Genomic DNA, 10650 nt, shown 5'->3' with positions numbered 1-10650 from the left:
CACAACGTCGTTGCCGCCGTGAGCTGGCGGTACAACCCCTTGTTGGCAAGGGAGGGAAGCGCGCGAGGGCGCTGCGTCCAGGATGGATACGGCATTGAAATCGGAGCCTCGGGCTGCGTTTTTCATTCATCAAAGACCGTCATGCGAGAACGGGGGCCATCGGGCCCCCGTTTTGCTTTTGCAGAGGTTGGCTGCCTGCGACTCAGCGTTGCAGGGCGGCCAGGGCCAGCTCGACCCGCTTGGCGTACTCGGGGTCGGCCTGCTCGAAGTGCCTGAGCTGGGCCGCGACGATGGCGTCATCCTCCACATTGATGAGGGAGCGGGCCAGGTTGGCGGCGAGGCGGGCACGCTGCCCCTCGTCCATCAGGCGGAAGAGATCCCCCGGCTGGCTGTAGTAGTCGCTGTCGTAGTCGCGAAAATCGTAGTGCAGGGCAGCCCCTTCCAGACTCAGGGCCGGTTCGTGCTGCTCGCTCGGCTGCTGGGTGCCGAAGCGGTTCGGTTGGTAGTTGGGGCTGGCGCCACCGTTGCTGTCCGCCCGCATGGCGCCGTCGCGGTGGGCACCGTGGTGGAACGGGCAGCGCGGGGCGTTGACCGGCAGCAGGCCGTGGTTGACGCCGAGGCGGTAGCGCTGGGTGTCACCGTAGGAGAACAGGCGACCCTGCAACATGCGATCCGGCGAGAAGCCGATGCCGGGCACCACGTTGGCCGGGGTGAAGGCGGCCTGCTCCACGTGGGCGAAGTAGTTGTCCGGGTTCTGGTTGAGTTCCAGCACGCCGACCGGGATGAGCGGGTAGTCCTTGTGGGGCCACACCTTGGTGAGGTCGAACGGGTGGATCGAGTAGGTCTGGGCTTCGGCCTCTGGCATCACCTGCACATAGACCTTCCAGCGCGGGAAGTCCCCCCGTTCGATGGCGTTGAACAGATCTGCCTGGCTGGTCTCTCTGTCCTGACCGACGGCGGTGGCCGCCTCTTCATCGGTGTAGAAGCGGTGGCCCTGCTCGGTCTTGAAGTGGAACTTGACCCAGAAGCGCTCGTTCGCGTCGTTGATGAAGCTGAAGGTGTGGCTGCCGTAGCCGTTCATCTCCCGCAGGCTCCTGGGAATGCCGCGATCGCTGAAGAGGATGGTGACCTGGTGCAGGGATTCCGGGTGGCGGGACCAGAAGTCCCAGGCGGCGGTGGCGCTGCGCAGGTTGGTGCGGGGATCCCGCTTCTGGGTGTGGATGAAGTCAGGGAATTTCAGGGGATCGCGAATGAAGAACACCGGGGTGTTGTTGCCCACCAGATCCCAGTTGCCCTGCTCGGTGTAGAACTTGAGGGCGAAGCCGCGCACGTCGCGCTCTGCGTCGGCGGCGCCCTTCTCGCCGGCCACGGTGGAGAAGCGCAGGAACACCGGGGTCTGCTTGCCGACGGCGTTGAACAGGTCAGCCTTGCTGAAGGCGCTGATGTCGTGAGTCACGGTGAAGGTGCCGTAGGCGCCCGAGCCCTTGGCGTGCACCACCCGCTCGGGAATGCGCTCGCGGTCGAAGTGGGCGAGTTTCTCCATCAACCAGATGTCTTGCATCAGGACGGGGCCGCGGGGGCCGGCGGTGAGGCTGTTGTTGTTGTCGACGACGGGGGCGCCGTTGGCGCTGCGCAGGGTCTTGTCGGTCATGGCGGGTCTCCTTGTGATGAGTCGCCAGACTAGGTGAAGTGGGGGAGCGGCTCCAATGGAGTGTGCCTAACCCTTTGATTGGTTTCGCTGATGGGGGTGGAAACAGACGCCAGCCTTGCGGCAAGATGGGATTCAGCCAATCAGGAGGTCTCATGTCCATCACCATTCGCCGCGCCGGGCCGGAAGATGCCGCCGCCCTGCGGGATCTTCACGCCATGCCCCATGCCCAGGCGGGCACCCTGCAACTTCCCTTCCCCTCCTTGCAGCAGTGGGAGCAGAAGCTGACCCCGCGGGATGGCATCTACAGCCTGCTGGCGGAGTGGGAGGGGGAGGTGGCGGGGGCGCTGGTTCTGATGGTGGAGCCGGCCCCCCGTCGCCGCCACGTGGCGAGCATCGGCATGGCGGTACACGATGACTGGGCCGGGCGCGGGGTGGGCACTGCCCTGATGCAGGCTGCGCTGGATCTGGCGGACAACTGGCTCGGCTTGACGCGGGTGGAGCTGACGGTCTGGGCCGACAATCAGGCGGCCCTGGCCCTCTATCGCAAGGCGGGCTTCGTGGAGGAGGGCGTAGCCCGGGATTACGGCCTGCGTCATGGGGTGCTGGTGGATGCCCTCTACATGGCCAGGGTGCGCCGATGATCGACTATCGCGAGCGCCTGACGCCGGTGCTGCGGGCACTGGAGCAGGATCCGGATCTCTCCATCGAGGCGCTGGCGAGTCGCGCCTGCCTCTCCCTCTACCACTTCCACCGGGTATTCACCGCCGTGGTGGGGGAGGCCCCCGGCGAGATGTGCCGCCGCCTGCGGATGCAGCGGGCGGCCTGGCAGCTCTGCTACACCGATGCCAGCGTCACCGCCATCGCTCTGGGGGCGGGGTTTGGCAGCTCCCAGGCTTTCGCCAAGGCGTTTCGTCGTCACTATGGTTGCACTCCGGGGGCGTTTCGCCGCGACAAGGGCAAGAACGGACACCTGGATCGCAAGGAAGGACACGCATGGCAAGGGTCACTCCCTTATGCTGAAGGCCACTCATCAGCAAGGAGCAACACCATGAACACCGTCGAGATGGACGCCCGCACCCTGGCCTATATCCGCGTGACCGGCCCCTATGGCGAAGGGTATGACGCCGTCTGCCATCGCCTTCACCAGTGGGCCGCGCCCCGTGGCCTGGAAGGGGGAGAGTGGATCTTCATCTACCACGACAACCCCGAGGTGACGCCGCCGGCCCAGTGCCGCACCGATATCGGCATCAGCGTGCCGGTAGGTACCCTGGGGGCGGGGGAGGTGGAAATTCAGCTCATCCCCGCCGGACGCTACGCCCAGTCCCGCTATCTTATCACGGATCGCAGCCAGTACGGGGAGCGCTGGCAGGAGCACATCGGCGATATCGTCGCGGCCGGGCTCGCCTTTGGGGACGGCCCCTGCTTCGAGCTCTATCACAGCGTGAGCAATGACCCCCTGCGCGATGACGTGAGCTTCTGCTCCAGCGTGCGCTAGGCAGGCGGCAATAAAACGAGGCGCCCAAGGGCGCCTCGTTTTATTTGGGGTCCATGACCACCGCAGATATCAGGGCTGGCTGGGCACCTTGTTGCGGCGGGACTTCCACCACCAGCGAAGCCGGATCTGGGAGATGAGCATCCCCGCCAGCATCAGGGCGCAGCCGACCACGGCCCGTTCGTCCAGATGTTCCCCCAGCAGCAGGACACCGCCGATGGCGGCGAACACCGTCTCCAGGCTGAGGATGATGGCGGCGTGGGCCGGATGGGCACCGCGCTGCCCCACCACCTGCAGGGTATAGCCGATGCCGACCGAGACTAGACCGGCGTAGAGCAGCGCCTGCCATCCCGCCACGGCACCACTCGCCGTCGGGGTCTCGATGATGAAGGCCGTGGCCAGGCTGAGCAGGCCGCACACCACGAACTGCACCCCGGCAAGACGAATGGGGGCGACCCGGTTCGAGTAGTGATCCAGCACCAGCAGGTGCACGGCCCAGAACAGGGCCCCGATCACTTGCAGCAGATCGCCGTAGCCGATGGTGAACTCCTCGGTGACGCTGAGGTAGTAGAGCCCGGCCATGGCGATGAGGGCGCCTACCCAGGTGTTGGCCCCGGTCTTGTGGCGCAGGGCCAGGCCGATGACGGGGACCAGGATGATGTAGAGGCCGGTGATGAAGCCCGCCTTGGCGGCCGTGGTGTAGAGCAGTCCCACCTGTTGCAGGGAGGCGGCGGAGAAGAGCACGGTGCCGGCGATGAGGCCCCCGGTCAGCAGCAGGCGGTGATCACCGGCAGGCTGGGGCGGCTGGCGTGACTTGAGCCACCACAAGAGCGGCAGCAGGGAGAGGGCGCCCAGCAGGAAGCGCAGGCCGTTGAAGGTGAAGGGCCCCATGTGATCCATCCCCAGACGCTGGGCGACGAAGCCCAGCCCCCAGATGGCGGCGGCCATCAATAACATCATGTTTGAACGCATACGGAATCATCCCTGAGAAAGAGTCTCGGCGGCACTCGGGCCCCGCCATTACGATACCTGCGAGAAGGGGCGTTTGTCGTCAGCCATTTGTTGCCGGGCGAGGGCAGGATCAGCGGCTGGCCAGCTTGGCGAGCAGGGGCAGCAGGGCGAGCAGCAGCAGGTTGCCCCTAAGGATCCAGATCACCCAGAACTGCTGCTGGGTGGAGACAAGGGGAGCCCGTCCCTGGCGCAAGGATCGGCGCCAGTGGTGGAACAGCCGGCTGGGGTAGCCAAAGCTGATGGCCATGGCGAAGAACATCAGCAGCTTGGTGCGGTAACCCGGATTGGCAAGCAGGATGGCCGGTGGCTGGGGATGGGCGACCACCAGCAGCACGCCCGTGATGAAGATGAGCAGCAGGGCCAGGGCGGCCAGGCTGTCAGCCAGCAGCAGCTTGCGCACCTGCTCGATGGACATGCCGCGCCGGAACAGGAAATACTCCGAGGTGATGGCACCGGTCAGGGTGATCACGGCGCAGTAATGGAGGGCAGTCAGCAGTTCCGGTTTCAACATCCAGGCCAGTTCCTTCTCGTTGGCCACATGATGCGCTTCCCTTTGGACGCCATCAGGTGGGGCTGATATTCTGACACTACACGATGTCAGGGGATAGCATGGAGTCAGGGTTGGATAAGCGAGCAGTCTCCAAAAAGACCTGGTCCCTGGTGGCACGGATGCGCCTGGGCCTGCTTCTGCTCTTCATTCCCGTCCTGATGCTGGGTGCCATCTACTACCTGCACATGGAGCGCAGCCTGCAGCGAGAGCTGCAACAGCGCCTGCTCGCCACCAATCACCAGTTGCGCCATGTCTTCATCGAGCCCTACCTAAACGAGATGGAGCGTCAGTTCTCCCTCATCTACGACCAGATCAAGGTGGAGGACATCAGCGGCCCCCGTTTGCGCAACACCGACTCCTATCTCAGGGAGTGGCGCCTCTACAAGGGGGTGATGGCGGATCTCATCTACATCTATGTGGGCACCGCCGAGCGCCAGATGCTGATCTACCCCGAATGGCAGGCGGATGCGGACTTCGATCCCAGGGTGCGCCCCTGGTATCAGCTGGCCAGCCAGCATGTGGGCAAGATGGTCTGGACCGAACCCTACTACGACTACACCAACGGCACGCTGGTGATCGCCCTGGCGCGGGCCATCACCGACAAGGAGGGCAAGGTGCGGGGGGTCTTCGCGGTGGATGCCATCCTGGCCCCCTTCTCCGCCCAGCTGAACCGGCAGTGGAACAGCGGCTACCAGATGATCGTCAACCAGTCGGGCAAGGTGCTGGCCCACCCCGATCCCTCACAACTGCTCAAGCCCATGACCCACCCGACCTGGCTCTCCCGCTTCAGCGGGGAGGACGGCATCTTCCTGGATCAGGCGTCTCGCCAGTTCGTGGCCTACAGCCGCCTGCCGGACCACAACTGGGTGCTGATCAGCGTGTTGCCCGCCTCCAGCATCCAGGCGGTGGTGGCGAGCGCCTCCCTCAACGTGCTCGGGATCATCGTGCTGGCCAGCGTGCTCTACATGGTGCTGGCACTGATCTGGTCCCGTTATTTCAGGCGGATGCTGGACGAGATCTCCACCGTGATCCGGGCCAGCCGGACCCAGCCTGACGAGGTGCACCAGGGGGGGATGCGCGAGCTCAGGCACGTCTATGCCGAGCTGGCGGAGGTGAGCAAGGATTACCACGAGGTGCGCCAGCAGGCGAACCTCGACAAGCTGACCGGCCTTTACAACCGGCGCTTCTTCGACGAGCGGTTGAATCGGCTGCTGCTCGATCAGGACAGCTTCTGCCTGGCCATGATCGATCTGGACGGTTTCAAGCGGATCAATGACACCTATGGCCACCAGACCGGGGATGTGGTGCTCAAGCGGGTGGCCAGTTTTGGCGCCAAGCTGCTGGGGGATCATGGCTGGGTATGCCGCTATGGCGGGGAAGAGCTGGTGGTGCTGTTCGCCAATCCGGATATCCACTTCTGCCAGATGCTGCTGGAGCAGTACAGGATTGGGGTGGCCTCCCTGCACTGGCGTGAACCCGGTCTTGGGATCACCTTCAGCGGCGGCCTGGTGGCGAGTGCCCCCGGGCTTGGGGCCAGGAGCCTGCTGACCATGGTCGATGCCGAGGTCTATCGCGCCAAGGGTGACGGCAAGAATCGCATCTACATGGTGGATCCCCTGGCTCCCCGGGACGACTCGCCCTCAGGGGATGGCATGTTGAGCAAAGAAGAGGCCTGAGGGCCTCTTCTTCATTGCGCGGATCAAGGGTGCAACTGCCAGGTCCAGAGGGGCCAGTCCAGCTCCTCGGCGCACTGGCGCAGGGCGGGGGCCGGATTGACCGCATGGGGATGGCTCACCGCCCGCAGCATGGGCAGATCGTTGTGGGAGTCGCTGTAGCCGAAGCTCCCCTGCCAGAGGTGTTCCTTTCCGGCAAAGAGCTGGTTGATGCGGGCCACCTTGCCTTCGCGAAAACTCAGGGTGCCGCGGGTCTGGCCGGTCAGCATGCCGGCTTCCTCGTCGAGCAGGATGGCCACGCAGTGATCCATCCCCAGCATCTGCGCCATGGGGGCCACCAGATGCTCGCCGGAGGCGGAGATGAGCACCAGCTCGTCGCCACGCTGGCGATGCCACTCGATGCGGGCCAACCCCTCCGGATAGATACGCTCCCGCAGTACCTGCTCGGCAAAGCGGGTGCAGAGGGAGTCGAGCCACTGGCGCGTCCTGCCTGCCAGCGGTTGCAGGGTGAAGGCCATGTACTGGTGCATGTCCATCTTGCCCTGATGGTAGAGGGACATCATGGCTTGCTCCTCGGCCACCATGCCCGCCGGGGCCAGCTCCTGGGCCACCATGTACTCCAGCCAGAGGCTGGCGGAATCCCCCGCTATCAGGGTCTCGTCCAGATCAAACAGTGCCAGGGCCATGGCTGCTCCTCGGGTTGGCTGCCAGCATCGGGGTACTGGCTGAAAAATGAATGGGATTCATGGCGTTATGCTACCTCACAGAGTTGATCCCGGGCCACCACCAGGGTCACGGCGCTGCCTACCGGCAGCAGATCGCCGGCACGGCGGTTGAGGCAATCCACCGTCAACAGCCCCGCCTCGCACTCCACCTGATAGCGGATGACGTTGCCGAGCAGCTGCTGCTGGCGAACGATGCCGGGCAGGCTGGGCTCGTGGCTGGTCGCCCCGGCGGGCAGCAGGGTGATGGACTCCGGTCGCAGCGCCAGCTTGCCGCGAAAGCGCGGGCCGAACAGGGATTTGGCCTGCTCTCCACCCAGCAGGTTGTAGTTGCCGATAAAGCCCGCCACGAACTCGCTGGCGGGGCGGGTGTAGATCTGCTCCGGTGTGCCGCTCTGGACGATGGACCCCTTGTTCATCAGGAAGATCCGATCCGACAGGGTCAGCGCCTCCTCCTGATCGTGGGTCACGAAGATGGTGGTGAGCTCGAGGCGCTGCTGGATCTCGCGGATCTGCTGGCGCAGGCTGCGGCGGATGCGGGCATCCAGCGCCGAGAGCGGCTCATCCAGCAGCAGGATCCGCGGCTGCACCACCAGAGCCCGGGCCAGCGCCACTCGCTGGCGCTGGCCGCCGGAGAGCTCGGCCGGATAGCGGCGCTCGAAGCCGGTCAGCTCCACCAGCTCTAGCGCCTCCTGCACGCTGGCGGCGAGATCCCGCCCCGGCTGGGGCTTCATCTTGAGGCCGAAGGCGACGTTGTCCCACACCGTCATGTTGGGGAAGAGCGCATAGCTCTGGAACACCATGCCGATGCCCCGCTTCTGAGGTGCCTGCCAGGTAATGTCCTCACCGGCCACCCGCACCTGACCGCCATCCACCGGGGTGAGCCCGGCCAGCGCCCGCAGCAGGGTGGATTTGCCGCAGCCGGAGGGGCCGAGCAGGGTCACCAGCTCCCCCTTGCGGATGCCGAATTCAATTCCCTCGAACACCTTGGTGTCGCCGTAGGATTTGTGCAGTTGATTCACTTCTAGATGGAACATGTTGATTCACCGATGAAATCTGTTGGCTGCCCAGGTGAGCAGCAGGGTCAGCAGGAAGTAGCTCATCACCAGGGCGCTGGTGAAGTGGCCCGAGGTGGCACGCATGTTGTAGAGGTAGACCTGCAGGGTCTCGTAACGGGTGCCCACCAGCATGTTGGCAAACACGAACTCGCCGAGCAGGAAGGAGAGCGAGAGAAACAGCGCCGCCAGCAGCCCCTTGCGCAGGCAGGGGATCACCACCAGCAGGAAGGCGCGGGCGCTGCTCGCCCCCAGCAGGTGAGCGGCATCCATCAGATCCTTGAGCGGCACCCCTTGCAGGCTGTTGGCCAGCGCCCGGTACATGAAGGGGAGGACCACGGTGAACCAGGTCCCGATCAGGATCCACGGCGTGCCGATGATCGGCAGCACGCCGTCGGCGTAGATCTGCAGCAGCCCCACCGAAGAGACCACGGGCGGCACCGCGAAGGGGAGCAGGATCAAGAGGTTCATCCAGGGATCCAGCCTGGGGAAGTAGTAGGCCACCACCAGCACGGTAGGCACCAGCACCAGGGTCCCCAGCAGCAGGGTGGCGAAACAGACCAGGAGGCTGCGGCCAAAGGCCGCCAGAAAGCGCGGGTCGCCCCAGAGTTTGAGATACCAGTCGAGGGTAAAGCCATCCGGCAGCAGGGTCGCCCCCCAGCGAGTGGAGATGGAGTAGAGAAAGGTGGCCAGCAGCGGTAGCAGCAGGGTGGCGACCAGCGCCCCCAGCACCCATCTGGGCCAGCGCGGCGTCAAATCATGCATGGGATTGCCCCTTGTTCACATAGCTCTTTTTCAGCAGCCACTGGTTGGCGGCTGTCACCACCCCCAGCAGCACCATCAGGATCACCGCCAGCGCCGCCGCGAGATTCGGCTCGAGGAAGATGTCGCCGGAGACCAGACTGGCCACCCGGATGGTCACCAGATTGAAGTTGCCGGTGGTGAGGGCGTAGGCGGAGGCATAGGCCCCCACCGCGTTGGCAAACAGGATGATCAGGGTGCCGAGCAAGGCGGGCGTCAGCACCGGCAGGGCCACGTGCCACACATACTGCCCCCTGCTCGCACCCAGCAGGGCGGCGGCCTGGGGCCACTCATCCTGCAGGGCGTCGAACGCCGGGTAGAGCAGCAGCAACGCGAGCGGGATCTGGAAGTAGGTGTAAATCAGGATAAGGCCGCTGCCCGAATAGAGGTTGAAGCCGTCGATGAGGCCCCAGGATTTGAGCAACAGGGTAACGGCGCCATTGATGCCGAGCACGATGATGAAGGCGAACGCCAGCGGAACGCCGCTGAAGTTGCCGGTCATGGTGACGAAGGCCAGCAGCACCCGCTTGACCCGCTCGCCGCTGTGGCGCAGGGCCGCGGCCCCGAGGGTGCCGATGGCGAGCCCCGCCAGGCTGGCGATGCCGGCGATGCGCAAGGAGTTGCCGAAGGATTGCAGATAGAAGGGGGAGCTCAAAATATCCCGGTAATGGTCGAGACCCCAGCCATCGGTTGTCTGGACGCTGCCCACCAGTACCCACACCATGGGGGCGAGCTGAAACAGGATCATCAAGAGGACAAAGGGCAGCAGCACCAGGGCCGGCAGCCAGTGGCGGCGCACCCGGCGTGGCTTCACCTGTTGATCCGCGAGGATCTCGGTGGTGGCAGGCATCATCAGTGCACCTCGCGCATAAAGGCCGCCTTGAGCAGCGGGGGGGCTGCCGGCTTGTCGTGGGGAACTCCCAGCAGATCCGCCATCAGGGCGCAGAGCTGGGTCTGGGCGATCACTACCCCATCCGGCCAGCGCTCGACGAAGGCATCGCCAAAGAGCCAGAGCGGCACAGTGCGCTCCTCGGCCAGGGTGCCGCCATGGCTGAGATCGTTGTTCATGCCGTGATCCGAGGTGATCACCACCTGATACCCCTCTGCCAGCCACTGGGGCAGCAGGTCGGCCAGCAGGCTGTCCATGCGGCGCGCCTGATTGCGGTACTGGCGGGAATCGAGGCCAAACTGGTGGCCCGCATCGTCCACCCCCATGGGGTGGATCAGCAGAAAATCGGGGTCGTACTGGCTGCGCAGCCACTCGCCATCCATCAGTAGATGGCTGTCGGGGTAGTTGTCATCCCAGTAGAAGCAACCGTGCTGGATCGGCAGCTGCTCGTCATGGGTGAAGCGATCGCGGGCCGCCAGCCAGGGGCTCTTGTTGTAAAGCTCGCTCACCCAGTGGTAGGCCGCCGCTGCGGTGCGTTTACCCGCGGCCCGGGCCAGATGGAAGATGGAGTCATGCAGACTGAGACGACTCACCCCGTTGTGGGTGATCCCGCTCGCCACCGGCGGCACGCCGGTCAGGATGCACTCGTAGAGAGGGCGGGAGAGGGAGGGCAGGGCGGCACTCAGGGTCGTATGCAGGCCGCGCTCTGCCTCCACCATGCCACAGAGGTAGCCCATGCAATGGGCTACCTCTGCTGCCAGGCCATCCACAAGTACCACTATCACCTTGTGTTGCACTGGCCGCTC

Annotated in this window: 11 protein-coding genes; 3 read left to right on the top strand and 8 right to left on the bottom strand. The window is 65.0% G+C overall.

Features of this window, described 5'->3' with window-relative positions:
- Positions 1-202 precede the first annotated feature (202 nt).
- Positions 203-1651, bottom strand: coding sequence for a catalase (locus AB5Y68_RS06295; RefSeq protein WP_039040138.1), 1449 nt, complete (start codon positions 1649-1651; stop codon positions 203-205).
- Between the two features lie 152 nt (positions 1652-1803).
- Here AB5Y68_RS06295 and AB5Y68_RS06290 point away from each other — a divergent pair, with 152 nt between their 5' ends.
- A complete protein-coding gene (locus AB5Y68_RS06290; RefSeq protein WP_010675925.1) occupies positions 1804-2292 on the top strand; it encodes a GNAT family N-acetyltransferase in 489 nt (162 codons plus the stop codon).
- Complete coding sequence (locus AB5Y68_RS06285) at positions 2289-3146, top strand: GyrI-like domain-containing protein (protein WP_039040137.1); 858 nt, start codon at positions 2289-2291, stop codon at positions 3144-3146. The genes AB5Y68_RS06290 and AB5Y68_RS06285 overlap by 4 nt, the downstream gene beginning before the upstream one ends.
- Before the next feature lie 69 nt (positions 3147-3215).
- Here the strand turns inward: AB5Y68_RS06285 and AB5Y68_RS06280 are convergent, their stop codons facing one another.
- Both AB5Y68_RS06280 and AB5Y68_RS06275 read right to left on the bottom strand, forming a co-directional pair.
- Entirely contained in the window at positions 3216-4115 is a 900-nt protein-coding gene (locus AB5Y68_RS06280) for a DMT family transporter (protein WP_039040136.1), read from the bottom strand.
- A gap of 109 nt (positions 4116-4224) precedes the next feature.
- On the bottom strand, positions 4225-4665 hold the full coding sequence (locus AB5Y68_RS06275) for a DUF2214 family protein (RefSeq protein ID WP_039040139.1): 441 nt from the start codon (positions 4663-4665) through the stop codon (positions 4225-4227).
- A gap of 110 nt (positions 4666-4775) precedes the next feature.
- Between AB5Y68_RS06275 and AB5Y68_RS06270 the strand changes: the two genes are divergently transcribed.
- Positions 4776-6380, top strand: coding sequence for a sensor domain-containing diguanylate cyclase (locus tag AB5Y68_RS06270; RefSeq protein ID WP_039040135.1), 1605 nt, complete (start codon positions 4776-4778; stop codon positions 6378-6380).
- 23 nt (positions 6381-6403) lie between these two features.
- Here AB5Y68_RS06270 and AB5Y68_RS06265 read toward each other — a convergent pair whose 3' ends face one another.
- The 5 genes from AB5Y68_RS06265 to AB5Y68_RS06245 all read right to left on the bottom strand — a co-directional run bounded on the left by AB5Y68_RS06265 (position 6404) and on the right by AB5Y68_RS06245 (position 10641).
- Positions 6404-7063 carry an HAD family phosphatase gene (locus tag AB5Y68_RS06265; RefSeq protein WP_039040134.1) on the bottom strand — a complete coding sequence of 220 codons (660 nt, stop codon included), beginning with the start codon at positions 7061-7063 and terminating at the stop codon, positions 6404-6406.
- A 65-nt stretch (positions 7064-7128) separates the two neighbouring features.
- The gene (locus AB5Y68_RS06260) at positions 7129-8136 is read right to left on the bottom strand and encodes an ABC transporter ATP-binding protein (protein WP_039040133.1); all 1008 of its coding nucleotides are present in this window, start codon (positions 8134-8136) and stop codon (positions 7129-7131) included.
- A 6-nt stretch (positions 8137-8142) separates the two neighbouring features.
- Positions 8143-8919 (bottom strand): ABC transporter permease, encoded by a 777-nt coding sequence (locus AB5Y68_RS06255; RefSeq protein WP_039040132.1) that lies wholly within the window; start codon positions 8917-8919, stop codon positions 8143-8145.
- Positions 8912-9808, bottom strand: a complete 897-nt coding sequence (locus tag AB5Y68_RS06250; protein WP_039040131.1) for an ABC transporter permease subunit — start codon at positions 9806-9808, stop codon at positions 8912-8914. The genes AB5Y68_RS06255 and AB5Y68_RS06250 overlap by 8 nt, the downstream gene beginning before the upstream one ends.
- Entirely contained in the window at positions 9808-10641 is an 834-nt protein-coding gene (locus AB5Y68_RS06245; RefSeq protein WP_039040130.1) for an alkaline phosphatase family protein, read from the bottom strand. The genes AB5Y68_RS06250 and AB5Y68_RS06245 overlap by 1 nt, the downstream gene beginning before the upstream one ends.
- Positions 10642-10650 lie beyond the last annotated feature (9 nt).

It is taken from the genome of Aeromonas sp. R6-1, assembly GCF_040908165.1.
Taxonomy (GTDB): domain Bacteria; phylum Pseudomonadota; class Gammaproteobacteria; order Enterobacterales; family Aeromonadaceae; genus Aeromonas; species Aeromonas caviae.
The sequence above is the reverse complement of the archived record's forward strand: the minus strand, read 5'-3'. Positions and strand labels throughout refer to the sequence as shown.

Coding starts and splice junctions, on each gene's coding strand:
- AB5Y68_RS06295 (WP_039040138.1), bottom strand. CDS start 1,651: ATGACCGACAAGACCCTGCGCAGCGCCAACGGCGCCCCCGTCGTCGAC.
- AB5Y68_RS06290 (WP_010675925.1), top strand. CDS start 1,804: ATGTCCATCACCATTCGCCGCGCCGGGCCGGAAGATGCCGCCGCCCTG.
- AB5Y68_RS06285 (WP_039040137.1), top strand. CDS start 2,289: ATGATCGACTATCGCGAGCGCCTGACGCCGGTGCTGCGGGCACTGGAG.
- AB5Y68_RS06280 (WP_039040136.1), bottom strand. CDS start 4,115: ATGCGTTCAAACATGATGTTATTGATGGCCGCCGCCATCTGGGGGCTG.
- AB5Y68_RS06275 (WP_039040139.1), bottom strand. CDS start 4,665: ATGTTGAAACCGGAACTGCTGACTGCCCTCCATTACTGCGCCGTGATC.
- AB5Y68_RS06265 (WP_039040134.1), bottom strand. CDS start 7,063: ATGGCCCTGGCACTGTTTGATCTGGACGAGACCCTGATAGCGGGGGAT.
- AB5Y68_RS06260 (WP_039040133.1), bottom strand. CDS start 8,136: ATGTTCCATCTAGAAGTGAATCAACTGCACAAATCCTACGGCGACACC.
- AB5Y68_RS06255 (WP_039040132.1), bottom strand. CDS start 8,919: ATGCATGATTTGACGCCGCGCTGGCCCAGATGGGTGCTGGGGGCGCTG.
- AB5Y68_RS06250 (WP_039040131.1), bottom strand. CDS start 9,808: ATGATGCCTGCCACCACCGAGATCCTCGCGGATCAACAGGTGAAGCCA.